Genomic DNA, 25,992 nt, shown 5'->3' with positions numbered 1-25,992 from the left:
TTGAAAGGTGATAGGATTGGATAAAGAGGAAATTAAAAGAGATGAAATTCAAGAAGAAGTTGAAGAAATAGTAGAAAATCTAGATGTAGAAGAAGCAACTGAAAAAAAAGAGGAAACTTCATCTACAGAATCTGTTAGCAAAGAAAAGGAAGAACTTTCAAATAAGCTCGTTCGATTGCAAGCTGATTTTGACAATTTTAGGAAGAGAACAATTAAAGAAAAAGAGGAAATCCACAAATATGCTTTAAGCGATTTTTCTGAAAAACTTCTACCAGTTATAGACAATATGGAGAGAGCAATTCAGTCTATAGAAGATGCTAAAATTAGCGATGGATATGTAGATGGAGTCAAAATGGTAATGAATCAATTGTTTACAGTGCTTAATAATGAAGGCTTAGAAGAGATTCCAACTGAAAATGTAGAATTTGATCCCCAATGGCATCATGGTGTTGCTGTAGATAATATTGAGGATATTGAAGATAATCATATCATTGAAGTTTATCAAAAAGGGTATAAATTCAAAGAAAAAGTCCTTAGACCTGCAATGGTCAAGATTTGTAAAAAATAAAGTAATTAGGGAGGAAATAAATTAATGGGTAAAGAAAAAATTATAGGTATAGACTTAGGAACAACAAACTCATGTGTTGCAGTATTAGAAGGTGGAGAACCAGTAGTAATTGCCAATGCAGAGGGAGACCGTACCACACCTTCAGTGATTGCTTTCTCTAAAGACGGTGAAAGATTAATTGGTCAGGTAGCAAAAAGGCAAGCTGTTACCAACCCTGAAAAGACTATCGCATCCATAAAGAGACATATGGGTACAGATTATAAAGTAAATATTGATGCTACTCAGTATACACCACAACAAATATCTGCTATGGTTCTACAAAAATTAAAATCAGATGCAGAAGCATACTTAGGCGAAACAGTAAGCAAAGCAGTTATTACTGTTCCTGCATACTTTAGTGATAGCCAGAGACAAGCAACTAAAGACGCAGGTAAAATTGCAGGTTTAGAAGTTTTAAGAATCATAAATGAGCCAACTGCTGCAGCTTTAGCTTATGGATTAGATAAAGAAGGCAATCAAAAAATTATGGTATTTGACTTAGGTGGTGGTACTTTTGACGTTTCTGTATTAGAATTAGGTGATGGTGTATTTGAAGTTCTTTCTACACACGGAGACAATCACCTAGGTGGAGATGATTTTGATGAAAAAATCATTGATTACTTAGCAGATCAGTTTAAGAAAGATAATGGTGTTGATTTAAGAAACGATAAAATGGCTTTACAAAGATTGAGAGAAGCTGCTGAAAAGGCAAAAATTGAACTTTCAGGAGTAATGACTACAAATATTAATTTACCATTTATTACAGCTACTCAAGAAGGACCTAAACATTTAGATATTACTTTAACTAGAGCAAAATTTGAAGAACTTACTGCAGATTTAGTAGAAAGAACAAAAGGACCAGTAAATAATGCTTTAAAGGATTCTGGTTTATCTGCAAATGAAATTCATAAAATAATCTTAGTAGGTGGTTCTACTAGAATCCCTGCAGTACAAGAAGCCGTTAAGAAAATCGTCGGCAAAGATCCAGACAAAGGCATTAATCCTGATGAGTGCGTTGCCATCGGTGCAGCGATTCAAGGTGGTGTATTAGCTGGTGAAGTAAAAGACGTATTATTATTAGATGTAACTCCATTGTCATTAGGTATTGAAACGATGGGTGGCGTATTTACAAAATTAATTGAACGAAATACTACAATTCCAACTAAGAAGAGCCAAGTATTCTCTACAGCAGCAGATAATCAAACTGCAGTAGACATTCACGTATTACAAGGTGAAAGAGAAATGGCTGCTTACAATAAGACATTGGGACGATTCCAATTGGCAGGAATTGCACCAGCTCCAAGGGGAATCCCACAAATAGAAGTAACATTCGATATCGATGCGAATGGTATCGTCAATGTATCTGCTAAAGATATGGGAACTGGGAAATCTCAAAATGTAGTGATTCAATCTTCTACAAATATGAGCGATGATGAGATCAACAAAGCTGTCCAAGAAGCAGAAAGATTTGCAGAAGAAGATAAAAAGAGAAAAGAGTCAGTAGAAGCGAAAAATACTGCAGACTCTACTATTTATCAAATCGAAAAATCTTTAAAAGAATTAGGCGATAAAGTAACACCAGATGAAAAAGCAAAAGTAGAAGATGCGATTAAAGATTTAAGAGAAAAGCTAGAAGGGGAAGACGTAGAAGCTATTAAGAGTGCAACAGAAGCTGTTAATGAAGCCTTCTATCCTATCGCTTCTAAATTATACCAACAAGGTGAAGCAGAAGGGCAAGGTCAAGGACCACAAGGCCAAGCTCAAGATGATGTAGTAGATGCAGACTATGAAGTTGTTGACGATGACGATAATAAGTAATAAAATATAAAGGGAAGTTTCCACACAACCAAAGCAAAGCTTTGGTTGTGTGTGGTTAAATGTACAAATTTAGTGGTAGTTGCTTCTAATTGATTTTAGGAACAACTACCACTAAATTTGCGAAGTAAGGAGAGTAGATATGAGCAAGAGAGATTATTATGAGGTATTAGGAGTAGATAAAAGTGCCTCAGACTCAGATATAAAAGGTGCCTATCGTAAAAAGGCAATGAAATATCATCCAGATAGAAACCCTGGAGACAAAGAAGCAGAAGAAAAATTTAAAGAGGTAAGCGAAGCTTACGAAATCCTTAGTGATGAACAAAAAAGAAGTCAATACGATCAATTTGGTCATGAAGGTGTCAATGGCAATGGTGGCTATAGTGGCTTTGGTGGCGGAGGATTTGACGATATCTTTAGCGATATTTTTGATATGTTTGGTGGTGGAGGATTTTCTTCTTCAGGCAGAAGAAATGGTCCTCAAATGGGCCCAAATTTAAAAGTAAATATCCATTTGTCTTTTGAAGAAGCAGTCTTTGGCGTTGAAAAAGACATTAAGATCAATCGAAATGAAGAATGTTCTAAATGTAATGGTAAAGGCGCTCAAGATGAGAGTGATATTCATACCTGTGACAAATGTAATGGAACAGGTCAAGTCCGAGTGAATCAAAGAACTCCTTTTGGCGTAATGCAATCTGTAAGAACTTGTGATAAATGCCATGGAGAAGGTAAGACCATATCTAAACCATGTAGCAATTGTAGTGGAAAGGGTACAGAAAAGAGAACGAGAAAAATCCATTTAAATATACCAGCAGGTGTAGATAATGGATCTATATTGCCACTTCGAGGAGAAGGAGAGCTTGGCACTAATGGTGGAAGTAGGGGCGATTTATTGGTTTACATAAGCGTAGATTCCCATCCCTTCTTTACGAGAGAAAATAATGATATCTTCTCAGAAATCCCTATAACTTTTATTCAAGCTACATTAGGTGACGAAATTGAAATTCCATCCTTAGACGAAAAGAAAAAAGCCATAGGAAGAGTGAAGTTCACCATTCCAGAAGGTACTCAGCCCAATAAAATCTTTAGATTAAAGGGAAAAGGGGTCAGCAATCCTAATGGCTACGGAAAAGGAGACCAATACGTACAAATTAAAATTGAAGTACCAACAGATTTAAATGAAGAACAAAAAGACATTTTAAGAAAATTTGGCGAAGTCACTGGCTCCGATGCTACGAAAGAGACAAAAGGTTTTTGGGATAAAATAAAGGATTATTTTAGTTAAAAAGTTATATATAGTATTTTGATGCAATAGTAAAGTCAATGAACTCACTAGAAGATGGGCTCATTGGCTTTTTTTATGTATTGATTACTTTTAAATGAAGATTTTACCATTTATAATAGAGTGTTTATTGCAAACAATACTATTGATATTGATATAAGGAGGAAACAAAAAATGTCTATGCAAAGCAAACAAATCGAAAGCAACAATCTAAAAATCTTAAAAGATTCTATGGAACACGAAGCATTATTGCACAAAAAATACTCAATGTACTCGAGTCAATGTTCCGATTCTCAAATTAAAACTCTTTGTACAGAAGCTTGTCAAATCCACAAAAACAACTTCAACAGTTTAAAAAGCTATTTAGATTCTCATCAATAAGGAGGAAGAAGAATGAATTTTGGAGATAAAGATATACTACAAGACTTATTAACTACTGAAAAACAAGCATTAGGTGCTTACGGTACTGGCATAACAGAGAGCTCATGCCAAAACTTAAGAAATACTTTATTAGGGAATTTTAGAGGAGCGCAAGAAGTTGAATATAAAGTATTTGATTGTATGAAACAAAAAGGCTGGTACAAAACAAAAGACGCAAACAGCCAAGAGGTACAAGAATTAAAAACAGAAAGCTCACAAATGATGAACGAAATGATGCAATAAAAAAAGCTGCCTTTTGGCAGCTTTTTTAGACTCTAGTCTTTAGTCAAAAGTCTCTAGCATTTTGCTACTAAGGCAGCATAGTGAGCTTAAGAGAGTTATTTTGAGATGATGTAAATAAAAAGCTAGCGTCTAAGGTCTAGCGACTATCTTTTTGTATCGATCTATATTACTTTCACTTAAAAACTCATAAGCATCATTGATCTTTTGAAACATCTTTGTAGCATCAGGTGATTTGTTAATATCAGGATGATATTCTTTAGCTTTTTTACGATAAGCTAGTTTAATTTCGTATTTATCTGCTTCATAGGATACTCCTAAGATGCTACAGCTTTCCTCATATTTTTTCTTAAATTCAATGCTAGGATTAATATATGATTGACTGCCATACCCTGTGTTTTGTCTATAACCGCCATAATTTCCTTGTCCATGATAAGTTCTTTGGGAATTCTGGTAGCTTTGCCACTGTTTAAATTTTTCTTCCCACTCCTTTTGTTGCTGATATTGCCTCTCTTGTTGTTCTTTTCGTCTTTTAGCCTCTTGCTCTCTTTTATAGCCATAACCGTATTCTGAAAAGGTTTCGTATTTGTTTTTAGTGCCGTACATGAGATTATTGGCACGATCAAATAAAAATTCTGTACTTGCATACTTAATGTATTTTAAAAAGGATACAAATTTAGTACCGAGGATAGGAAATATAACAAAAAACAATATAGCCAAAATTATTGCCGGATTGGCAAGTAATAATAAAGCATAGGGACCAAGCAGGAAAAAGGCAATTAAGCAACCGCCCATACTGATCAACGCCAACAAACCTTGTGCAATGGTACTTACCAAATTTACTATAAAATCAATAATACCTATTAATACATCTAATATTGCGGAAAGCACACTGGTAAAAGCATGCAGTATTTTACCAGATAATTTTTTTATTGGATTCATATAAGTCATTCCTTCTCATTTCGCTAATTCTACAATTATATCAAAAAATAGGGATAATTTATACACTTAAATAGTAAGATGGTTTTGCTTTTGTTCTTCATTTTGTGATCTAAATATTTATTAACAATAAGAAAATTATAGAAGTAAGCATTTGATTTGTTTTGTTTTGGGTAAATAGTATAATAATAATCATATAAGACAAATAAAGGAGAGATAATATGGTATACGATGTCATTATTATTGGAAAAGGCCCTGCAGGTTTATCTGCATCATTATATACGGCTAGAGGTAATTTAAAAACGTTGATTTTGGGAAAAGAAGGAGATTTATCAAAGGCTGCAACTATTGAAAATTATTGTTTTATCCCTAAGTTATCTGGTAAGGAAATGATTGACATAGGTATAGAGCAGGCGAGAAGTTTCGGCGCAGATATTGTAGATGCAGAAGTAGTTGGCTTAAAAAATATCGATGATATTTTTGAGGTATCTACAGACCAAAATGTTTATCAAGGAAAATCGATTATTTTAGCTACAGGAAAATCCAAGATCAAAGTACCAGTAGAAAAGCTTGATGAATACGAGGGAAAGGGTGTTCATTATTGTGCTACCTGTGATGGTTATTTTTACAATGGTGCAAAGGTAGGGGTATTAGGATACAAGGATTATGCTGTACATGAATTAAAAGAATTTGAACCTCTTACATCTAATAGAGTACTTTATACGAATGGAAATGGCCTACAAATTAGTGAAGAAAGCGCAAAATATTTAGAGGAGAAAAATATTATAATAAATAATAAAAAGATTCAATCCGTTGAAGGAATCCAATTTTTAGAGAAAGTACGATTTCAAGATGGTACAGAAGAAGCAGTGGAAGGCTTGTTTGTAGCATATGGTTCTGCATCATCTACTGATTTTGCTAGAAATTTAGGAGTACTAATTGAAAATGGCGATATTATCGTCAATAGAAAGCAAGAAACGGATATTGAAGGAGTATATGCAGCAGGAAATTGTACTGGAGGATTAGCTCAAGTTGCAACTGCAGTAGGTGAAGGGGCAACTGCTGGCCAAGAAGTAAAAAGCTACTTGAGAAAGAAGAAACCTTAAAAGCGTTTATTTAATATCAATGTGTTTGAAATAACTTATTTTGTGGAATAATATAATAAGGTAATTATAAACATAAGAATAAATATGCTTTAAATAGGAGGAAATAAAATGAGTGTAAAAGTATATTCAACACCATCCTGCCCATGGTGTGTAAAGGCTAAAGATTACTTAAAGGCAAATAATATCGCATTTCAAGAATATGATGTGTCTGTAGACCGTGAAGCAGCTACAGATATGATCGAAAAATCAGGTCAAAGAGGCGTACCAGTGCTAGATATTGACGGAAATATCATAGTAGGTTTTGACCAAAAGAACATAGCAAAATTATTAAATCTGTAATTTAGTTGTAAGATGTAAGTTCTAAGTTCTATGTAAAAGCATAGGGCTTGGAGCTTTTTTATTACTTGGTTAGTATGCTGGAAAGTTGAAAGGGTCAACTTTGTCGGCAAGTTCTTTTAATAATAATCTCATTATATTTATATTGCTCATTTTAAGCATAATAATTAATATCATTCCAATTCGAATTTTAAAAAAAAGTAGTAATGACGATTTTGGTATTCTTTATTTGATATAATGAGTAAAGTATAATTCTGAGGGTACTTACTAAATGAATAAATTAAGGGGTTATTTATGAAAAACATTTTGCAGAATGAACATATAATACCAATAGATGTTCTGCTTAACTGTGCTATGAATGAATATTTTGGTAGTGATCAATGTCAGTTAAAGAAGCTTAGGAAAATATCACTTATAAAAAAACTATGGAATGAAAGAAAAATCAAAAGATTGTTTGACAAATTTATAAGGGATACAGAACCTTACAAAACAAAGGTCCAGAAAGAATTAAACTCCTATACAGATTTTAATTCGCCTGAGATGAAAGAAATTAAATGTATTGTTACGGATTTTATGCTGGAGATGGATAAAAGAAAGCTGTTATTTGATAGACCTTTTTTAGAATTCTTTATGGAACAAGGTTACCTCAATATTGCTGAAGAGTTCATTCTAGATGCTAAAGAAGAAGACTCTCAATTAAAAGCTGAAGAAATATTTCAAGCCATAAGAAACGTATGGATCATGAATAGCCTTCAAATTTTCTGGGGCCTTTCTCTTGAATTGACTCCTTCCGTTTACGCTTATAGCATGCTCTATCCTTATACAGATAATTTTCTAGACAATCCAAAAGTAAAAGTACAAGAAAAAGTAGAATTCAACAAAAGATTGTCTAAAGTTTTAAATGGAGAAGAATTATCACCTACAAATTCCATTGAAGAAAGGGTTTTTTCTTTAGTAGATCAAATAAAAACCCAATATTCAAGAGATACATATCCTGAAGTTTTTCAAAGCCTATATCTTATACAGGAAGCTCAGATAAAAAGCATGAAACAGGACGAAGAGCAGTTTTTAACTTCTGATCAAATTCTTTCCATAAGCTTTTTTAAAGGTGGCACTTCTGTTTTAGCAGATGCTTTTTTGGTGAAAGGCAATTTAAATATGGACGAAATGCATTTTGCTTTTGCCTATGGGGCCTTCCTTCAACTTCTCGACGATCTTCAAGATGCTAAAGATGATAAAAAAGACAAGCATCAGACTTTGTTTAGCACTATAGAAGATAAAAGTCAAATTGATTACGAAGTAATTAAGCTCATTTCTTATATATTTAAGATCAATACAGAAGGGCAATTGGATACTCAGATGATGTCTTTCATGAAAGAAGTCATAAGAAACTGCACCCTAATGATGATTATGGAGGCAGTAGGGAGAAATCCAGAGCTCATATCTCGTAAATTATATAAAGAATTAGAGTCTTATTCTAAAGTTCGGCTTCCATTTTATAAAGAGTTTGAAGAAAAAATGAAAAGTATAGCAACTAATTTAAGTGAAAAACAGTAAACCTGCAGTATTTCATATGCTTAAACCACCCTATATACCTCGCCTAAAGGCGAGGTATATAACTTTATGTAATAGCAAAGTTATACTTTTGAACTTAGATATTATTTAAGCCCTCTTTATATGTAATTGAATCTTTGACCCGTAAGGCTTGACCCTGCACTGATGGCTGAAGTGCCAAAGGCACAGCGATACCTTCTTGAGGGGAAGATCTAATATGCTATAATATCTCATTTTTATAGAGAGCTTTACGTTTATACATTGATTTTTCGGCGTTATTGAGTACTTCTAAAATATTTTCTTCAGAGTTTTCCTTTGCATCCCAGCCAAAGGAAATACTAATAGGAAAACTATTCACAAATTGCTTAGAAGAAAGTTGATCTATGCGTCTAATAATCTCTTGGGCTACCTCTTTGGAAGTTTGTGATAACAAAATGATAAACTCATCGCCTCCAAAGCGAACAATGACATCTTCTTTTCGACATGCTGTTTTAAGAATCATTGCTGATTTTTGTAGGAGTTCATCTCCTTTAGCATGTCCCAAGGTATCATTAACGATCTTTAGGTCATTGACATCTCCTATTATAATCGATATGGGTAAGTTTGTTTTAGTATCCAAATTTTTAATAGCTTCTTCATAGAACCTACGATTATAGAGCCCTGTCAATTCATCATGATAACTTAAATACCTTATCTCCTCTTCTCGCTTTGTCCGCTCATTGATTTCTGCTTCTAAGGCAATGTTAAATTGTTTTAATGCCCGAGTAGCTAACTTGAGCTTGCGTTTAAGCTCAAAGACTTCTCTTTTTAAGTCGTGATTCGCTTGGGTTAGACGCTGTTTTTCTTTACTCAATAAACGGTTTTCTTGGCGAACATTGTGATTCAAGCTATTGTATTCAAAAATTAACATTGTTGCCGTTTGATTCATATGTCCTATATGAACCTCACCATAGGAATAGAAACCTATTGTAGGAATATCTGCAAATAGTTCACCGTATTGTTCCACTAAGTTCTTGTTTTCTAGCTCAACTCGACGATGAATACAATCAAAACTTAAGATGCCTGCTATCTTTTTCCCTAAAACCTTTTTTTTCTGCTCTATTGCTTTTTGAGTTTCTTTGACAATATCTCCGTCCTCAAGTAATCGAACTTCCATATCCTTCAGAATATTACAGAAAAATTTTATGTTCGAACCAATGACCTTGTGAGGGCTTCGAACTAAAACATTATTCTCATCAATAACAAGCCCTACAGGGTGGCTTAAAAAATATTTAGGTATCTCTTTGGGGGAAAGTACGCCAAGTGCATCTGCATATGCTTGTACTGCAGGTTTATGGTTAAACTCGATAACTTCACGAGATTCTACATTGACTTTATTCGCCACTAGAATTGGATCTAGTACATTGAAACTTTGGGTTTCAATAATGCTAAATCCAGCTTTTTTTTGCATTTTTAATAAGGCGATGACTGCAGAATCATTGTAGGCTTTACCATTCGCATAAACAGTCGTTCTTTCATATTTTAAGTTATCACCTGCGGAACCTCCGACAAAATTAATATCGGTTAGGTTACCTATTTCATCCATTAGTTTTTCTTCTTTTAAACTCAACCCATCGATGAGCACAATCCCAGCATATCTTGTAGGATCCATGGTATAGGTACTCTCATTGAAGTATTTATCAAAAGATGTAAAGGTTTGTTTTGTATTAAAGTTACCATTTAACCCCTGTATCACTTCGACTTTGGCATCAGCAATTAAGTTTGAGCTCAAGGCTAAAGCGACTACAGAATTGGTCAAAATTTTCTCATTAAATCTTTCACCTGCTGTAGAACAACCAAATACAATACAATCTTCAAATGCATTCTGCATTAATTGGCTTAATTTGTTCTGATTAAAGGCTGATGAGGCAAAGAAAATAAGTACTTTTGCACCGATATTGATGAGTTGGGTTTGGATTTCTAAGACAATCTCTTCTTCTGTCTCTTTTACTGAAAAGGCTGATTTGAGATTGTAACTCTCTTCAATAGATTCTTCTGCATTCAATTGTTTCTTTATCTCAATTAATTTTTCAATAATTTCAGGGTCATCCTTATCGTTACTATCGTATTTATCCGGATAGATCCCCTTTAGGATTAATTTAGCCTTTGTCATTTCTGCTATAACAGGATTGCCTCTTGCCCTTTCTTTGATAATATGATCTATTATTTCCTTTATTTTTCCAGACATAAGACTTTGCTCCTTTTCGAAGGATCTATAAGTATCCCATAATTTTATAGTCATAGCAAACAAAATCTACGACCCTATATGTATGTATCGGATTATTGGGTTTTAAAATAAGCGTTTTATGGTAAAAGGTTATGGATAGAAGGTAATAGCTTTAAACTCACATTTCGTAAGATGTTATAAAATGTAATATATCTGAATATTTTGATTTTTAATGGTATTATTACCATAAAATTATAACAGATGTTTACTTTTTTGTAAAAAGAGGACGGATAGCTTATTGATTCACTATCCATCCTCTAAAATGCATTTTAAGTTTATAATTTATTGTTATCTTTTTTGTCTTTGAAAGTATTCTCTTGTTTTTGTAAAGAGCTCATTTAATCCACTCTAGGAAATTCAATCTCGTGTTCTACCTTTATCATAATCACTTTGTCATCTTCCAAGACCAAGGTATCACCAATTGGAACGATGATGTCACTATCTTTACGTTGTACCATAATAATGAGGCGATTGGGTGGCAATTCTAAGTCTTTGATGTATTGGTTTTCCCACTTGTGACCTCTTGGAATCGTAAATTCGATAAGATCTTGTCCACTTTCATCAAAATGTATCTCACCGCCTATGATAATTAAGTCGTTTTCCTGAATGACTGTATGTCCTCTAGGAACAACTGTTTTTCTATTGCGTTCGATTTTTGCCACGATAAAGTCAAATGTCAGGTTTAAATCCTTTATCTGAGTGCCAATTAAGCTACTACCTGGGCGAATTCTTGTTTGTAAGAAGCCGATTTCTGCTTTGCTTTGATAGTAATTAAAGGTCTTTAAGACCGTATCACTAGGATCGAGTATATCCCAGCGTTTTGACGCTGGTGGCATTAAAGAACCTTGAACCAATGAGGACAGTACACAGATACCAAATACAATATGGTAAATATCCACAGAGATTACCGCATTACTATTTACAGCCATAATCGCAAAGGCAATGGCAGCAGCACCCCGAATACCTGCTAATGAAATCATATTTAATTGATTTCGTTTGAGGCGGAAAGGTAACATCAAACCGTAAACAGACAATGGTCGAGCGATAATGGCCATAAACAACATGATAGCAAGTGCTACTGGGAATGTCTCAATAAATCCTTTAAAGTTAGACAATAAGCCTAAGATGAAAAATAGACCAATCTGCATGATTTCAGTAAATCCATCAAAGAAAAAGACGATGTCACGCTTACCTCTAAATTCTATATTACCAAGATAAATACCTAAAATATATAGAGCCAGGTAGCCATTACCGCCAAGAAGACTTGTAGATGCGTAAGTAATGAGCATAGCAGAAGCCATAAAGACAGCGTATAGTCCGTCTGCTTCAAGTCGAAGATTTCGAAGTAATTTCCCAATGACAAATGCAAAGGCAAAACCCATAACAATACCGAGAGCTACCTGAGATAAAATCAGAATGGGAATAGATACTTCTGATCCCACGATTATAGATAAGAATACCATAGTCATTGTATAAGCCGTCGGGTCATTGGAGCCACTTTCAAGCTCTAGTAGTGGTGCTGTATTATATTTAAAGTTTAAGTTTTTTGATCGTAATATATTTGAGACACTAGCGTAGTCCGTTGAACCCACAATGGATCCAATGAGCATACCCTCCAGTAATTCAAACCCTAAAATGTAGTGACAAAATAAACCTGTAACTAGGGCAGTTGCAACAACACCCAAGGAACTAAGCACAATTGCTTCTTTGGCAACTGGCTTAGCCATATTCCAATTTGTACCAAAGCCTCCGTAAAACATGATAACCATGAGCGCGATAGTAGCAAAATTATCCGCAAATTCGAAATCCTCAAATTCAAGACCTAGTAAACCAAAGATCATGCCTAGGGCAATAAACAATAACAGAGCAGGTATCCCGTGTTTATTAGAGAATCGGATGGCAAAGAGTGCTAGGATGAAAATAACACCGATAAATAAATACTGCATATATACTCCTTTCTGATAGATAATGATGAAAAAAATCTAAAGAGGTTGTAAATTTTAACCTCATTGTTTAGATGAACTAATTTCTTTCCAACCTTTATTCTATCATAAAGTTTAAAAAGGTCAAAAGAGCTGCCCTTAGGCAGTTGTTCTGTTGATTTAATTATAGTATAAACTCTTGAGATTCTCTTTTATGTATTAATTTATGGCATGAAAAGAAGACAAGCTGAATATATAAAAGCAGGAGGTGTAGGCATTGGATGAAAAAGAACTAATCAAAGAATATTTTAGAGAAGTAGATAAGAGAAAAAATCTAGAAGAGAAGAAAGCTGCTGAAAAGGAAAAAAGAGGTAAGATAAAGCAAAAACGTGATATATTTATAAAATCAATCTTTACGGTAGTAATAGGATTAATGCTTCTTTACTTGATTAAAATGATCAGTGATATATTCAGTCAATTTTTACTCTAAATGTAAAAGGTCACTAAAAAATGATTAGTGACCTTTTACAATAGAATAATCTGTAACTCTGATAGATTGTTTATATCGAGCCATCTATTGCATCCTTTGTTATTGAGACAAATACTTAATTTGATTTCTACCTGCGTCTTTCGCTTGGTATAAAGCTCTGTCTACCACCTTAAACAAATCGTCATATGACGATTTGTTATTCGGAATCGTAGAAGTAACCCCTATACTCACAGTTACATAATTACTTACTGAAGACTTCTCATGAGGAATTTTAATGGACTCGATATTTATCCGTAACATAGTAGCAATTTTTATTGCCTCTTCTTTCCCTGAATCAGGCAGGAGCACAATAAACTCCTCTCCACCATAGCGGGCTGCCATGTCGGATGAACGGGACAATGATTTTTTAAGAGTGTCTCCGATTTTAATCAGGCACTCATCACCTGCCATATGTCCATATAAATCATTAAATTGCTTAAAGTAATCAATATCCAGTAGTATTAATGCAATAGGTCTTTTATATCTCAAACATCGGCGCCATTCGATTTCTATGGTTTCATCATATTTTCTTCTGTTCCATATTCCTGTTAAGCAATCTTTGAATGAAAGCTGATTCAGGTTTTTATTTATCTTTTCTAATTCAAGCTTTTGTTGTTCAATTTTTTCCTTTGACTTTTCTAAATCCTTAGTCCGTTGAGATACTAATTCATCTAAATTGGAATTAATTTCAGTCAGTTCTGCAGTTAAAATTTCCTCTCGTGCCAAAGAATCTGAAAACCTTTTTGATAATAATAAAGAATTTGCAAAAGCAAAAACTAATTGTCCAACAGAACTAAGGCTGCCTGTTCTTATCAAAGCCTTTAAAAATGCAGGTCCATTATCATTCATCCATATATTAAGAAATATAATATCATTTGCACCGCTCATTAATAAGACCAATGCACCTATAGTTATAAACCAGCTGCCATCTTCTTTGCGAATCCATATTTTGATTAACGCTACTATTATATATATAATTGTAAACACAGTCCACATCTGGTATATAGGATTGAAAGGCGTGAAAATTCTAGCAGGTGTTAGAACAACTAAAAATCCAAAAATAGCTCCAATAATTTGACCAATTTTAATTATTCTAGCATGAAAATATTGAGGGTAAATCGACATAAAAAATAGTAATATCAACGGGACTCCGAAATAGAATGAAAGCGTCTGTAACTTATGAGCAATCTCCCAACTAAAGTTAGGAAATAAATACATGAAAAATCTTTCTCCTACTAGCAGAGTCCTCATTCCTACTAAAAGACAAAACAATCCAAAATACAACGACGAAGTGTTCTTTTTCCTAAAAAGGAATAATGCTAAATGATATGCTCCTATGTATATCAAACTTCCAAATATGATTAACTCTGCTGCTAAACTCTTATCTCGTAACTTTATAATTTGCTTTTCACCGCCAAGATTTATACTCTTCGGCATTCCTCCACTGCGATGATGAAAATTTGAAACCTGAATTAAAATTTCATTTACTCCCTGAGATGATTCGAATAACGCTAATTGAGGAATGTATTGGGGAGTCATTATCTCCCTATTTTCACCTACCTTTCCAGCTATAGCAATCAGTTCTCCATTTACCCAGAGTTTATACGCTGTAAACATCCTTGGAATCTTTAAACCTAATTTGATATTTTCTGCTGTTATAAATTGCAGTCGATAGGTTGCATATCCATAACCTGATTGATCTTCATTTCCTTTGTATTTATTCCATGAACTGGGAATCTGAATATACTCGTTTGATGACTTGGTTTCAGCTTTACCGGGAGCTATGAGTTGATTCCAGAAGAATTCCCATTGACCATCTAAACGAACGACACTATTTTCAAGTTTCACTCGGGTTAAGTCCATAACACCTGATTCAGCCATAGTTTTAATCTCAGGTCTTTGAGCAGAACACGCTCCAAAAATGAATGATATTAATATTATTATCATGATAATATGTAGCTTGTATTTATACATCAAATTCACCTCGTGATGTTAAAGCATTCCTTATATAATAATCGCCTTAATTTTAAATATTTTAAGTTTTATTATAATTATAATTAAAAACTGTTTTTATCTAAAACATATACTTCTTAATTTATTTCTTGCATGTGAAATTTCAATATGTTAATATAAATTTAAGCAAAATTTTGCTCTGTCGTAAAAATTGCGACATGTAAAAAATTATCGAACACCGTGATCTGTTTTAAGAGATCCAAGCTGAGATATTTCAAAGATATCATAGCCTTGGGTCTTTTTTATTATCCGAGGCTAGAAATGGAAAGGATGATAAAATGCAGATTAAGAAAAGAAGTCTATCAATTATAGCCATAGTTTGTGCTATATACGCAGCTCTAAATCCGTTTGATTTTACAGCGACTCAGGTGATTTTAAGTACAGCCTTAATAGCTGGAATCTCTTTATGGGCAACTGCAGCAATCGACAAATCTATTACTAGTATTGCCCTTTTATCTATCTTTATTCTAGTTGGTAAAAACGCACCCACAGAAATTATAGGATTTATTTGGTCGGATACGGCTCTGCTTATTATGGCAACATCCCTACTTTCAGTTGGGATAACAAGGACAGGCCTTGTTGAAAAACTAGTTGGCAAGATACTAGAAAAAACAGGCTACAAGCTAAATGTCCTATTAGTGCTTCCTTATATTTTAGGAATTGTTTTAATTTTCCTAATTCCTCAAGCCTTTGCAAGGAGCGTAATACTAGCCAGATTCTTCTATAACATCTTGAGCGATGATAAGAAGTATTCTAAGACAAAGCCAGTCCTACTCTTTAATGTGTTTTGGGCGGTTTCAATAACATACATGCTCTTCTCAAATGGAGATATCGTTTTAAATCAATCAGCTATTAGCTTCGGAGGTCAGATGGCTACGGCAGAGCTTTATTTTGGAAACTGGACACCTCATATGTTTGTACCAACACTTATTTTATGTGTGATTACTTTCTTTCTTACAAAGCTTATCTTTAGGAAGGAACTTGCAGAATTTGATGCAGATATGATTGTTTTTTCTAAGCAGGAAAAAGATATAGAAGGAAAGAAAACAGGAATCCCAACAATTCTTATGCTGGTTGTAATCTTTCTTTGGATGACAGTAGGAGTCCACGGCATCTCTGAATGGCTTGTGGCCTTAGTGGCAGTAATTATTATGTATGCGATAAAGATTTTAACAAAGGAAGATCTAAAAGAAATCAATCCAAGGTTTATAATCTTCTTAACAGCAGCCTTTTCAATAGGAAAGGTAATGGGGGCTAATGGAATTTCTCAAGTAATCTTTGACTACCTACAAGCGATTATTCCGCCAGGAGATTCACCGTTCTTCCTACTAGCCTTGGCCCTAGTTACCATGGTTCTTCACGTGCTTATAGGTTCAGCCGTGGCTACGCTTTCAGTAGTCCTACCGCTTTTTATCCCACTCGGTCTTGCAAGTGGTTATAGTGTAGCAGTTATAGTACTATTAAATTATATTGTGGTAAACATCCACTTCTTACTTCCTCATCATCATGCTAATATGATGATAGGAGTAGGAAAGGGCTATTATGATGATAAGATTATGTTTAAAAATGGGATAGTCATGATGCCAGTTACATTTTTAGTCCTAGCACTTTTATATATACCATGGTGGAATTTTATTGGATAGGAGAAATAAAATGAGAAAATTTAAATATTTAAACAAAGTGCTCGATACATCAAGAACCATTATTTGCGGAATTGTAAATGTAACTCCAGACTCTTTTTCAGATGGAGGCAAGTGGTATAGCTTTCAAAATGCTGTAAACAGAGGAGTTCAGCTGGTTGAAGAAGGCGCTGGAATGCTTGATATTGGAGGAGAATCTACAAGACCAGGCTCAAGCCCAGTTTCTTGGCAAGAAGAACTTGATAGAATTTCTCCTGTTATTAAAGAGTTGAAAAAGAGGGTAGACGTGCCAATCTCCATCGATACCTGGAAATCACAAGTAGCTAAGGGGGCTATTGAAGCAGGGGCAGACATTATTAATGATATAACAGGTCTTAGAGGAGATTTAAATATGGCTGAAGTCGTTGCAGAAACAAAGGCAGGTCTTATCCTTATGAACAATCCAGTTACCTACAGGCCAGACCACCCTTCATCTATAATTTTCCCAGTTTTCGGCGAAGCGAAAATGAATGAAGAAGAGTTGGGTAGATATCAAGGTAAGACAATAGAAGAACAAATGATGCAATTTTTCTATGATTCAATTGAGATAGCAAAGAAGGCTGGCATCGAAAAAGAACACATCATGCTAGACCCAGGGATTGGCTTTGGTCTTACTAGGAAAGAAAACCTCCAGCTCTTAAATAGGATGGATCTTCTTCATAAAGACGACTACACAGCCTTTGTAGGAGTCTCTAGAAAAAGATTCATCAACAACCTCCTAGACGAAGCTGGCTATGATATGGAAGGGGAGGAGTCAAAAACACATGTCTTAAAAGATGAGGGATCTGCAGCCCTAACAGTTCTAGCCGCTTCCCAGGGGATAGAGGTTTTAAGAGTTCACAATGTAAGAGCCTCAAAGCCAGCTCAAATAGTAGCAGATGCAGTAAGACTAGCAGAACTCGACACAGGTGGAGATTTATCAGCCTATCAAGTAGTAAATTTTAAGAATCATTATAAAAAATAAGTAAGCAAGTTATAGTCAAGAGTTGGACTTAAAAATGGATTGGTCTGCTCAACACCCGTATAAGTTGCTATTTGTATTTTTCCTCAATCGGGCGTCTACCAGTGCAGACTGTAGCATTTGTGGTTATTTAGAGCCTCTTTCAGTTGTTCTTTTTTCCGTCCTATTTTTAAAAGAAATACTGCAACCAATTCAAGTTCTTGGTGCAATATTAATTATCGGTGGTGCAGTATTTGCTGAAGGAATATTGAAACTAAAAAAATACAAAATAACAGCACTTCGTTATCTTGAGCGGCCTTTTTTTATTTTGCCAACGCAAAATAAATTACGTTGGCAAAACTACTAAAATATATTATTTAATTCTCTTAAACCCTTGGGTTACCTAGATAACAGAACAACTGTTTCTACATGTGGTGTCTGCGGGAACATATCTACGGATTTTACTCGTTTGATTTCATAGCCTTTTTCTAAAAAGAATGGTAAATCCCTTGCTAGGGAAGTAGGTTTGCAGGAGACGTAGATAAAGGATTTCGGCTCAAAATCTAGGATCTTCCATATGGCCTTAGGGTGGATACCGTCTCTTGGTGGGTCTAGGATAATTACATCTGGTTTTTCCGTTAATGTATCTACTTGTTCTAAAACATCTCCTGCTAAAAACTCGCAATTTTCAATACCGTTTAATTTGGCGTTTTCTCTGGCGGCTATGACGGCTTCTTCCACCAATTCAATACCTACGACTTTATCGGCACAAGGGGATAGTACTTGGGCAATGGTGCCCGTGCCACAGTATAGGTCGTAAAGAACCTTGTTTTTGCCTGTACCCACAAAGTCTTTTACCACGGAATACAATTGCATAGCCCCAATGGTATTCGTTTGAAAGAAGGAATAGGGTGTAATCTTAAAGGATAAATCATATAGTTTATCTGTAATAAACCCTTGTCCATAAAGGATTTTCCCACTATCTTCTTGAACTACATCTGCTAAGCTATCATTTACTGTGTGTATAATGCCTTTAATTTGCCCTTTTAAAGGCAAATTCAGTATGGTATCAACTAAGCTTTCCTCGTCAATAGCCCCTTGGGAGCTGGTTACAAAGTTTACCAGGATTTCTCCTGTCATAATGCCCTTTCGAAGAACTAAATGACGAAGTAAGCCTAGGTGGGTTCTTTTGTGATAGTAAGAATAATTATTTTTTTTAGCATAAGAGAGGACTGCTTTTAAAATGTCTCGAAAATCTTCGTCTACTAATATGCAAACATCAGTGTTTACGATGTCATACATACTGCCTCTCTTGTGAAGGCCAAGGGTCAAAGGTCCATCTTTGTATTCATCCCCAAAGGAGAACTCCATTTTATTACGGTATTCATAGGAGTTCTTTGAGCCTTCTACTCCTTCGTATATTTCTTCTATATTAAAACCTTTTAATATATCTAAAATAAATTTTTTCTTTAGTAATAACTGATCTTCGTACGTGAGGTTTTGATAAGTACAGCCTCCGCACTCTTCAAAGACAGGGCAGGGTGCATTTACTTCATTAGGAGCACTTTGTAATTTTTCTATTACAATTGCATCCATTTTATCTCTTCTCTTCTTTTTTACTTTTACTGTAAGCTTTTGACCAGGTATTGCATTTTTAATTGTGATTTTTTTATCTCCTTCAATATGGGCAATGCCTTTATTGGGGAATTTTATATCATCGATTGTAATATCTATTGTTTCTCCTTTTTTTACCATAGCTTCCTCCATAGAATTTAATATAAAATATAATTAATTTATGGTAACACATATTCATAAATATAGTAATATGTAAATTAAGCTATTGAATTTTTGTCAATTTAGTATAAAATAGTAGTTGGATTAGAAAGGGGACTTTCAAACTTGAACTTAAAATCGCATATTATTTTAGCAAACTATATATCAGATATCTTAGAAGATCAAATTGATATAAAAATCGAAAGAGACATGTTGGAACTAGGTGCGGTATACCCAGACTGTAATCTTAAAAAAAGAGTCCGAATACATAATATAAAGCAAGTCTATCATAATTATGAACTACAATCAGAAAATATTATCAATAAGAATAAAAACAAATGGGGAGTCTCCTTTACATTAGGTATGTTATCTCATTATGTGTGTGATTCTTTTTGCTTGGCTCACAATAAGAGGATGCGAAGCATCGGTGATTTTAGAAAACACGTGAGATACGAAAATAGTTTAGCCGAGTACATATATGATTATCAATTAAAAGATGATGTAAGGGAAAAAGTTCAAGAAAACTTTTTTACAAGCCTAAATTTTGATATTTATGATTTTCTTGGAACAAAACATAGTGATTACTTAAATATGGAAAATAGAGACTATCAAAAGCAATTTGTGACAGATGTAGAGCATGCAATATCTTGTAGCGCTATTGTATTATGTGGATTTATTTTTGAATTAGAAAAAGCAGATTGCCCAGCAGTAGAAGTTTTGCATGTATAATAGTAAACTATTTAGTTTGGATGAATAACAGCTATCATAAGGTAGCAATATAAAGAAGCTATTTTTTAAAAGTAGCTTCTTTCGTTTATTTAATCAGGTGGTCAGGTGGTCAGGTGGTCAGGTGGTCAGGTGGTCAGGTGGTCAGGTGGTCAGGTGGTCAGGTGAAATCAGCGGTCGCGGAGCGACCTGCTGATTTCACTTAGAACTTAGAACTTAGAACTTAGAACTTAGAACTTAGACGAGGTGAATATATGGGAATCATCGATTTACATTGTGATACGATCAAAAAGATTTATGAGCTACAAGAAGAGAGTCTTTATGAAAACTCTTACTCTGTAGATATTAAGAAGTTAATTCATGGTAAGGTAGATGCTCAGTTCTTTGCTATGTTCTTAAATAAAGCTTGGATAGAAGAACAAAAGCTAGATATCTACAAATATACAAAAGAATTTTATAAGGTATTTGTTAAAGAATTGGAAGAAAATCAAGAATATATTAAACTAGCAAAAAACGATTCGGATGTAAAAGCCAATAGGGAAAAGGGAATACTATCCGCTTTTTTAACTATAGAAGAGGGGCATTTTTTAGAGGACAAAATAGAGAGATTAGAGGAATTTTATGAATTAGGTCTCCGACTGATTACACTTACTTGGAATTACGAAAATTGCATTGGGTATCCAAATTCTTATGATAAAAATGATATGAAAAAGGGTCTAAAGAATTTTGGGTTTCAGGTAGTAGAAAAGATGAATGAATTGGGAATGATTATCGATGTATCTCATTTGTCGGATGGCGGTTTTTACGATTGTATAAAGCACTCTAAAAAACCAGTTATTGCATCACATTCTAATGCAAGGGCCATTACCAATGTGCCTAGAAATTTGACAGACGAAATGATGAGTTTACTAGCGGATAAAGGCGGCATTATGGGCCTTAATTTTTGTCCCCATTTCTTAGGAGAAGGGGAAACAAGTAAAGTTGAGGATATGATTAGGCACACAAAACACATCAAAAACAAAGCGGGAATAGATGTATTGGCATTAGGGACAGATTTTGATGGAATAGATGGAGAGCTTGAAATTAGCAATATTGGTGAAATGAATAAACTTTTAATTGCTTTAGATCGTGCAGGATTTAAAACAAATGAAATTGAAAAAATTTCATATCTTAATGCTGAGAGGATTATAGAAGAATGTCTAAACTAGGAGTGAATCAATTGAGAGAGAGTATTACCGAAGCGAAACGGATTGTTATAAAGGTTGGAACATCCTCTATCACCTATCAAAGTGGAAAGATTAATTTGAGAAAAATGGAAGAGCTCACAAGAGTGATTTCCGATTTGCAAAATAGCGGAAAGGAAATGGTACTCGTATCTTCTGGTGCTGTAGGAGCAGGTATGGGGAAAATAGGAATTAGTGAGAAACCAAAAGAACTCCCTATGAAACAAGCAGCAGCTGCAGTTGGCCAAGCAGTACTTATGCGATTATATGAAAAATTCTTTAATGATTACAATCAAAATATTGCACAAATCCTTTTAACTCGAGACGTATTTAGCAGCAAAATCAAATCAAACAATGCAATTAATACTTTTGATGCTTTATTTAAAATGGGAATCATACCTATTGTAAATGAAAATGATACGGTTTCGACAAGTGAATTAGAAGGGGATCGAATAGGGGATAATGATACTCTTTCGGCAATGGTTTCTGGTTTAACAAAAGCAGATGTTCTCCTTATTCTTTCAGATGTAGAAGGTTTGTGTGATTCTAATCCTTCGAAGAATCCACAAGCCAAGCTGATTACTTATGTCGATCAACTGAATGAAGAAATCTATGGCTTTGCTGGAGATTCTGAGACTGAATTTGGCACAGGAGGAATGATCACGAAGCTAAATGCTGCAAAACTTGCAGCCCAAAGATCTATTCCTACAGTGTTAGCGTCATCTCAAAATGTGAATAATATTTATGAGATATTAGAAGGCAAAGAAATTGGGACATATATTAGTGAAGATTGTCTTCAAAACAGATAAGTAGAAAGGCGTGTTTCTTAAACTTGATTAAAAAATTTGCAAAGTACTATAGACCTCATATGAAGTTGTTTTATTTAGATTTTGGCTGTGCTTTTATAATGTCCTTAATGGACTTACTTATTCCTGGTTTAATTGCCTTATTAATTGATGATGCAATACCAAATAAAAATTTAGACAATCTCATGTACATATCCTTTTTTATCCTTATTATTTACGCTTTAAGGTATGTTTTAAATTATATTGTAACCTACTGGGGACACGTCCTTGGGGTTCGAATAGAATCGGATATGAGAAGTGATTTATTTCATCATATACAAAAATTATCCTTTAGTTATTTTGACAATACGAAAACAGGGCATATTATGTCTAGATTAGTCAATGATTTATTTGATATTGCTGAGTTTGCACACCACGGACCTGAGGATATATTTATAGCTTCAGTTACTTTAATTGGTACCTTTATTATTATGGTACTAAATAGCTGGAAGTTGGCCTTAATCACTTTTTCTTTAGTGCCTGTAATGATTGCTTTCACCATATTAAAAAATAAAAAGATGCGAGCTGCTTTTAGAGAGTCTAAAGTAAGAATAGCAGATATTAATGCGCAAATTGAAGACAGCATCTCAGGAATAAGAGTTGTTCAATCTTTTGGCAATGAGAATTATGAAAGAGATAAATTTGAAGTAGGAAATAATGATTATAAGGAAATCAAAGAAGACTCTTATAAATATATGGGGGAATTTCATTCAGGTATTGGATTCTTCTCTAATATATTAAATTTAGTGGTGATCTTTTTCGGTGGATTGTTCGTCTATTACGATCAAATCAGTATGGGTGTATTTGTTCAATTTATGTTGTACATTTCCATCTTCTTAGAGCCTATAAAGAGAATTGCAAACTTGATGGAGACTTTCCAAAAAGCTGGTGCAGGCTTTGGACGTTTTATACAAGTAATGAATATTCATCCTGATATTGTAGATGCTCCCAAGGCTAAAAACATGGGCAAGGTAAAAGGGGAAATTACATTCTCAAATGTAGGATTTAAGTATAATGATAGTGAACAAGTATTGTCAAATATCAATCTAAAGATTCATCAAGGTGAAACCATTGCTCTAGTAGGACCATCTGGAGCTGGAAAAACCACAATATGCAGCCTAATCCCCAGGTTCTATGAAGTTACAAGTGGAAAGATGGCAATAGATGATATGGATATTCGAGATGTAACTTTAAAAAGTTTAAGAGAAAATATTGGCATTGTCCAACAAGATGTATTTTTATTTGCTGGTACCATCAGTGAAAACATTCGATATGGAGATATTGATGCTACAGAAGAAGATGTCATTCGCGCTGCAAAACTTGCCAATGCACATGAGTTTATTTCAAAACTGCCTAATGGTTATGATACTTTTACAGGTGAAAGAGGCGTCAAATTGTCTGGTGGACAAAAGCAACGAATCTCTATTGCAAGGATCTTCTTAAAGAATCCATCAATTTTAATTCTAGATGAAGCTACATCTGCCTTAGATAATGAAAATGAACGCATAATACAAGAATCCTTTGAGCTATTATCTAAGAGTAGAACTACACTAGTAATCGCCCACAGATTAGCCACGGTACAAAATGCAGATCGAATCATCGTCCTAACCGACGAAGGAATCACCGAACAAGGCACCCATCAAGAATTAATCGATTTAGAAGGCGTGTATAAGTCTTTATATGATGCACAGAAACTACAGTAGATACTAGTCTCTAGATGCTAGTCCTTAGTCTCTAGCATAACACAGCTACCTCCGGTAGCTAAAAACACCCGCAAGGAATCCCTAAAAGCTAGTGACTAAGGGCTAAAGACTGACCTGAAAGAAATGACCCCTGAACCAGCGACTGCTTCTTGAGTTGCTTTTTCCCCTAATATAGTTATATAATAAAACTAAGACAGAGTGCGGAGGAGATTGTAATGAAAAATTTAATTAAAATAGGAACAGTAGTGCTTTCAACGGCACTTACAGTACTAGGTATACTTTATGTGATCGACAAGCAACAACAGAAGAAAATAGGCGGTAGATTGGTGAAGGTGGATTATAGGTTTTCGAAAGAGTTTGAGTAAGGTGGTAAGGTGGTAAGCAAAACCAACAGGCCACCATTGGTGGCATAGGTTTTGCTTAGAACTTACTTAAGGACCCAAAAGGAATCCCTAAACCTAACTGCTGACCGCTGGTGGCAAAATAAAAGAATGGTCCATGGAGCCATTCTTTTATTTATAAGGTATGAGTTTTTTTTCAAGCCAAGCAACTATTGCATACATAGTACCTGCGGATACTGCTAATACGACGGTGCTCGTCATTACTAAGTCTAATTGGAAGACTTGACTGCCGTAAATGATGAGATAGCCTAAACCTGCTTTTGATACTAAAAACTCTCCCATGATAACTCCTACCCAGGATAAGCCCACATTGATTTTTAATGCACTTGCAATAGTTGGATAAGTAGCAGGCAGTAAAACTTTCGTAAGTACTTGTTTTTTGGTGCCACCAAATGTCTCTACTAAGGTAATTTTTGCTTTATCCACTTCTTTAAAGCCTGTGTATACACTTGTTATGGTTACAAACAAGGAAATCAGTAAGGTCATTACGATGATGGATGCTGGACCTGCACCAACCCATACTAGGATAACTGGCCCAAGGGCTACTTTAGGCAAACTGTTTAATACGACTAAGTAAGGGTCTACAACTTCTGAGAGGAAAGGCGACCACCAAAGTGCAATAGCAATAAGCGTGCCCGCAATGGTACTGACTACAAATCCTATAACAGTTTCTGCTACTGTGGTAAACAGATGCTTAAAGAGAGTACCTGATGCTAAAAGAGATCCAAATGTATCTACAATTTTACTCGGTTGGCTTGTAATGAAGGCGTCAACCCATTCTAGGTTCGCTGCTACTTCCCATAATAGGACAAAGAGCACTAATATCATAATACGGGTAATCAATACCATACGCTCGTTTTTCTTTATTTTACGTAAATATCTTATGTGTTCATCTGAATATTGATTATCATTGTACATGTATATCAAGCTCCTTCCATATATCATTATAGTAATTCATAAATTCTGGAGCTTTTCTATTTTGACTTGGCGTACCATCTGTCCCAGTCAATATAATATCATGTATTTTTTTGATTTTTCCTGGTCGCTGTGTCATAATGACTACCCGATCTGCTAAGGAAATAGCCTCTGTAATGTCGTGGGTAACCATGACTGCTGTTTTAGCTTCTCTTTTGATGATAGAACCAATATCATCCGTTACTGCCATTCTCGTCTGATAATCTAAGGCAGAAAAGGGTTCGTCTAGAAGCAAGATTTCGGGATTCACTGCTAATGTTCGAATTAATGCAGCTCGTTGTCTCATGCCACCAGACAATTGGTTTGGATAATGATTCTTAAACTTGGACAAACCATAAGTTGTAAGTAAGGATTCTGCTCTTTCCTTATTTTCAATTGTATCACGTCCCTGAATTTCTAATCCTAGATATATATTGTCTAAAATCGTCCTCCAAGGAAAAAGGTGATCGTCTTGTAACATATAGCCCATTCGGACGTGGTCATCGCAGTAAATAATCTCACCTGAGGATGGTTGAACTAAACCAGCTAATATTGATAATACCGTAGTCTTGCCGCATCCACTTGGCCCTACTAATACGATGAATTCTCCTTCATTAATGTGTAGAGAAAAATCCTCTATAGCTAATGTCTCTCCATTTCTAGTATGAAAAATTTTTCTTAAATTTTTAATTCGTGCCGCTGGAGTAGGCATTGATCCA

General features: G+C 34.6%; 24 protein-coding genes. 17 read left to right on the top strand and 7 right to left on the bottom strand.

What is annotated here, in order from left to right:
• Positions 1-16: 16 nt before the first annotated feature.
• The 5 genes from grpE (at position 17) to DES36_RS08250 (ending at position 4,367) form a co-directional block, all read left to right on the top strand.
• Complete coding sequence (gene grpE / locus DES36_RS08270; RefSeq protein ID WP_170128241.1) at positions 17-568, top strand: nucleotide exchange factor GrpE; 552 nt, start codon at positions 17-19, stop codon at positions 566-568.
• A 24-nt stretch (positions 569-592) separates the two neighbouring features.
• Positions 593-2,425: a molecular chaperone DnaK gene (gene dnaK, locus DES36_RS08265; protein ID WP_113920752.1), complete on the top strand. Its 1,833-nt coding sequence runs from the start codon at positions 593-595 to the stop codon at positions 2,423-2,425.
• A gap of 139 nt (positions 2,426-2,564) precedes the next feature.
• Positions 2,565-3,707: a molecular chaperone DnaJ gene (dnaJ, locus tag DES36_RS08260; protein ID WP_113920751.1), complete on the top strand. Its 1,143-nt coding sequence runs from the start codon at positions 2,565-2,567 to the stop codon at positions 3,705-3,707.
• Positions 3,708-3,878: 171 nt separating this feature from the next.
• Positions 3,879-4,085, top strand: coding sequence for a hypothetical protein (locus DES36_RS08255; RefSeq protein WP_113920750.1), 207 nt, complete (start codon positions 3,879-3,881; stop codon positions 4,083-4,085).
• Between the two features lie 12 nt (positions 4,086-4,097).
• Positions 4,098-4,367 carry a spore coat protein gene (locus DES36_RS08250; protein ID WP_113920749.1) on the top strand — a complete coding sequence of 90 codons (270 nt, stop codon included), beginning with the start codon at positions 4,098-4,100 and terminating at the stop codon, positions 4,365-4,367.
• A gap of 129 nt (positions 4,368-4,496) precedes the next feature.
• Here the strand turns inward: DES36_RS08250 and DES36_RS08245 are convergent, their stop codons facing one another.
• Positions 4,497-5,306 (bottom strand): J domain-containing protein, encoded by an 810-nt coding sequence (locus DES36_RS08245; protein WP_113920748.1) that lies wholly within the window; start codon positions 5,304-5,306, stop codon positions 4,497-4,499.
• 218 nt (positions 5,307-5,524) lie between these two features.
• Here DES36_RS08245 and DES36_RS08240 point away from each other — a divergent pair, with 218 nt between their 5' ends.
• The 3 genes from DES36_RS08240 to DES36_RS08230 all read left to right on the top strand — a co-directional run bounded on the left by DES36_RS08240 (position 5,525) and on the right by DES36_RS08230 (position 8,302).
• Entirely contained in the window at positions 5,525-6,409 is an 885-nt protein-coding gene (locus DES36_RS08240) for an NAD(P)/FAD-dependent oxidoreductase (RefSeq protein WP_113920747.1), read from the top strand.
• A 108-nt stretch (positions 6,410-6,517) separates the two neighbouring features.
• Positions 6,518-6,748, top strand: a complete 231-nt coding sequence (locus tag DES36_RS08235) for a glutaredoxin family protein (protein ID WP_113920746.1) — start codon at positions 6,518-6,520, stop codon at positions 6,746-6,748.
• A 291-nt stretch (positions 6,749-7,039) separates the two neighbouring features.
• Positions 7,040-8,302, top strand: coding sequence for a hypothetical protein (locus DES36_RS08230; RefSeq protein ID WP_113920745.1), 1,263 nt, complete (start codon positions 7,040-7,042; stop codon positions 8,300-8,302).
• A 217-nt stretch (positions 8,303-8,519) separates the two neighbouring features.
• On the opposite strand, the gene DES36_RS08225 is transcribed toward DES36_RS08230, so the two are convergent.
• Together DES36_RS08225 and DES36_RS08220 are read right to left on the bottom strand one after the other, a co-directional pair.
• Entirely contained in the window at positions 8,520-10,526 is a 2,007-nt protein-coding gene (locus DES36_RS08225; RefSeq protein WP_148581887.1) for a sensor domain-containing diguanylate cyclase, read from the bottom strand.
• Between the two features lie 377 nt (positions 10,527-10,903).
• Positions 10,904-12,511: a potassium/proton antiporter gene (locus DES36_RS08220; RefSeq protein ID WP_113920744.1), complete on the bottom strand. Its 1,608-nt coding sequence runs from the start codon at positions 12,509-12,511 to the stop codon at positions 10,904-10,906.
• A 253-nt stretch (positions 12,512-12,764) separates the two neighbouring features.
• Between DES36_RS08220 and DES36_RS08215 the strand changes: the two genes are divergently transcribed.
• Positions 12,765-12,977: a hypothetical protein gene (locus DES36_RS08215; RefSeq protein WP_113920743.1), complete on the top strand. Its 213-nt coding sequence runs from the start codon at positions 12,765-12,767 to the stop codon at positions 12,975-12,977.
• A 99-nt stretch (positions 12,978-13,076) separates the two neighbouring features.
• Here DES36_RS08215 and DES36_RS08210 read toward each other — a convergent pair whose 3' ends face one another.
• The gene (locus DES36_RS08210) at positions 13,077-14,990 is read right to left on the bottom strand and encodes a GGDEF domain-containing protein (RefSeq protein ID WP_113920742.1); all 1,914 of its coding nucleotides are present in this window, start codon (positions 14,988-14,990) and stop codon (positions 13,077-13,079) included.
• A 317-nt stretch (positions 14,991-15,307) separates the two neighbouring features.
• Here DES36_RS08210 and DES36_RS08205 point away from each other — a divergent pair, with 317 nt between their 5' ends.
• Genes DES36_RS08205 through DES36_RS15365 form a run of 3 tightly spaced genes read left to right on the top strand, consistent with a single transcriptional unit; the run spans position 15,308 to position 18,015 of the window.
• Positions 15,308-16,672 carry an SLC13 family permease gene (locus tag DES36_RS08205; protein ID WP_113920741.1) on the top strand — a complete coding sequence of 455 codons (1,365 nt, stop codon included), beginning with the start codon at positions 15,308-15,310 and terminating at the stop codon, positions 16,670-16,672.
• 10 nt (positions 16,673-16,682) lie between these two features.
• Positions 16,683-17,672 (top strand): dihydropteroate synthase, encoded by a 990-nt coding sequence (gene folP, locus DES36_RS08200; RefSeq protein ID WP_113920740.1) that lies wholly within the window; start codon positions 16,683-16,685, stop codon positions 17,670-17,672.
• A gap of 34 nt (positions 17,673-17,706) precedes the next feature.
• Positions 17,707-18,015 carry an EamA family transporter gene (locus DES36_RS15365; protein ID WP_341457131.1) on the top strand — a complete coding sequence of 103 codons (309 nt, stop codon included), beginning with the start codon at positions 17,707-17,709 and terminating at the stop codon, positions 18,013-18,015.
• Between the two features lie 32 nt (positions 18,016-18,047).
• Here DES36_RS15365 and rlmD read toward each other — a convergent pair whose 3' ends face one another.
• Positions 18,048-19,403 (bottom strand): 23S rRNA (uracil(1939)-C(5))-methyltransferase RlmD, encoded by a 1,356-nt coding sequence (rlmD, locus tag DES36_RS08190; protein ID WP_113920739.1) that lies wholly within the window; start codon positions 19,401-19,403, stop codon positions 18,048-18,050.
• Between the two features lie 144 nt (positions 19,404-19,547).
• Here rlmD and DES36_RS08185 point away from each other — a divergent pair, with 144 nt between their 5' ends.
• From DES36_RS08185 to DES36_RS08165, 5 genes are all read left to right on the top strand, one after another.
• Positions 19,548-20,150: a zinc dependent phospholipase C family protein gene (locus tag DES36_RS08185; protein WP_170128240.1), complete on the top strand. Its 603-nt coding sequence runs from the start codon at positions 19,548-19,550 to the stop codon at positions 20,148-20,150.
• 251 nt (positions 20,151-20,401) lie between these two features.
• Complete coding sequence (locus DES36_RS08180; RefSeq protein ID WP_113920737.1) at positions 20,402-21,355, top strand: dipeptidase; 954 nt, start codon at positions 20,402-20,404, stop codon at positions 21,353-21,355.
• A complete protein-coding gene (gene proB / locus DES36_RS08175; RefSeq protein WP_170128239.1) occupies positions 21,343-22,179 on the top strand; it encodes a glutamate 5-kinase in 837 nt (278 codons plus the stop codon). The genes DES36_RS08180 and proB overlap by 13 nt, the downstream gene beginning before the upstream one ends.
• A gap of 23 nt (positions 22,180-22,202) precedes the next feature.
• Positions 22,203-23,918 (top strand): ABC transporter ATP-binding protein, encoded by a 1,716-nt coding sequence (locus tag DES36_RS08170; protein WP_113920736.1) that lies wholly within the window; start codon positions 22,203-22,205, stop codon positions 23,916-23,918.
• A gap of 215 nt (positions 23,919-24,133) precedes the next feature.
• The gene (locus tag DES36_RS08165; protein ID WP_113920735.1) at positions 24,134-24,283 is read left to right on the top strand and encodes a stress-responsive transcriptional regulator PspC; all 150 of its coding nucleotides are present in this window, start codon (positions 24,134-24,136) and stop codon (positions 24,281-24,283) included.
• Positions 24,284-24,430: 147 nt separating this feature from the next.
• On the opposite strand, the gene DES36_RS08160 is transcribed toward DES36_RS08165, so the two are convergent.
• Together DES36_RS08160 and DES36_RS08155 are read right to left on the bottom strand one after the other, a co-directional pair.
• The gene (locus tag DES36_RS08160) at positions 24,431-25,237 is read right to left on the bottom strand and encodes an ABC transporter permease (RefSeq protein WP_113920734.1); all 807 of its coding nucleotides are present in this window, start codon (positions 25,235-25,237) and stop codon (positions 24,431-24,433) included.
• Positions 25,227-25,985: an ABC transporter ATP-binding protein gene (locus DES36_RS08155; protein WP_113920733.1), complete on the bottom strand. Its 759-nt coding sequence runs from the start codon at positions 25,983-25,985 to the stop codon at positions 25,227-25,229. The genes DES36_RS08160 and DES36_RS08155 overlap by 11 nt, the downstream gene beginning before the upstream one ends.
• Positions 25,986-25,992: the final 7 nt, after the last annotated feature.

The sequence above is a fragment of the Alkalibaculum bacchi genome, from assembly GCF_003317055.1.
Classification (GTDB): domain Bacteria; phylum Bacillota; class Clostridia; order Eubacteriales; family Alkalibacteraceae; genus Alkalibaculum; species Alkalibaculum bacchi.
This window is presented reverse-complemented; position numbering and strand designations above follow the sequence as displayed.

What these genes read in the sequence shown, in the direction of transcription:
- dnaK (WP_113920752.1), top strand. Translation starts at nt 593, where the DNA reads ATGGGTAAAGAAAAAATTATAGGTATAGACTTAGGAACAACAAACTCA.
- dnaJ (WP_113920751.1), top strand. Translation starts at nt 2,565, where the DNA reads ATGAGCAAGAGAGATTATTATGAGGTATTAGGAGTAGATAAAAGTGCC.
- DES36_RS08255 (WP_113920750.1), top strand. Translation starts at nt 3,879, where the DNA reads ATGTCTATGCAAAGCAAACAAATCGAAAGCAACAATCTAAAAATCTTA.
- DES36_RS08250 (WP_113920749.1), top strand. Translation starts at nt 4,098, where the DNA reads ATGAATTTTGGAGATAAAGATATACTACAAGACTTATTAACTACTGAA.
- DES36_RS08245 (WP_113920748.1), bottom strand. Translation starts at nt 5,306, where the DNA reads ATGAATCCAATAAAAAAATTATCTGGTAAAATACTGCATGCTTTTACC.
- DES36_RS08240 (WP_113920747.1), top strand. Translation starts at nt 5,525, where the DNA reads ATGGTATACGATGTCATTATTATTGGAAAAGGCCCTGCAGGTTTATCT.
- DES36_RS08235 (WP_113920746.1), top strand. Translation starts at nt 6,518, where the DNA reads ATGAGTGTAAAAGTATATTCAACACCATCCTGCCCATGGTGTGTAAAG.
- DES36_RS08230 (WP_113920745.1), top strand. Translation starts at nt 7,040, where the DNA reads ATGAAAAACATTTTGCAGAATGAACATATAATACCAATAGATGTTCTG.
- DES36_RS08225 (WP_148581887.1), bottom strand. Translation starts at nt 10,526, where the DNA reads ATGTCTGGAAAAATAAAGGAAATAATAGATCATATTATCAAAGAAAGG.
- DES36_RS08220 (WP_113920744.1), bottom strand. Translation starts at nt 12,511, where the DNA reads ATGCAGTATTTATTTATCGGTGTTATTTTCATCCTAGCACTCTTTGCC.
- DES36_RS08210 (WP_113920742.1), bottom strand. Translation starts at nt 14,990, where the DNA reads ATGTATAAATACAAGCTACATATTATCATGATAATAATATTAATATCA.
- DES36_RS08205 (WP_113920741.1), top strand. Translation starts at nt 15,308, where the DNA reads ATGCAGATTAAGAAAAGAAGTCTATCAATTATAGCCATAGTTTGTGCT.
- folP (WP_113920740.1), top strand. Translation starts at nt 16,683, where the DNA reads ATGAGAAAATTTAAATATTTAAACAAAGTGCTCGATACATCAAGAACC.
- DES36_RS15365 (WP_341457131.1), top strand. Translation starts at nt 17,707, where the DNA reads ATGGATTGGTCTGCTCAACACCCGTATAAGTTGCTATTTGTATTTTTC.
- rlmD (WP_113920739.1), bottom strand. Translation starts at nt 19,403, where the DNA reads ATGGTAAAAAAAGGAGAAACAATAGATATTACAATCGATGATATAAAA.
- DES36_RS08180 (WP_113920737.1), top strand. Translation starts at nt 20,402, where the DNA reads ATGGGAATCATCGATTTACATTGTGATACGATCAAAAAGATTTATGAG.
- proB (WP_170128239.1), top strand. Translation starts at nt 21,343, where the DNA reads ATGTCTAAACTAGGAGTGAATCAATTGAGAGAGAGTATTACCGAAGCG.
- DES36_RS08165 (WP_113920735.1), top strand. Translation starts at nt 24,134, where the DNA reads ATGAAAAATTTAATTAAAATAGGAACAGTAGTGCTTTCAACGGCACTT.
- DES36_RS08160 (WP_113920734.1), bottom strand. Translation starts at nt 25,237, where the DNA reads ATGTACAATGATAATCAATATTCAGATGAACACATAAGATATTTACGT.
- DES36_RS08155 (WP_113920733.1), bottom strand. Translation starts at nt 25,985, where the DNA reads ATGCCTACTCCAGCGGCACGAATTAAAAATTTAAGAAAAATTTTTCAT.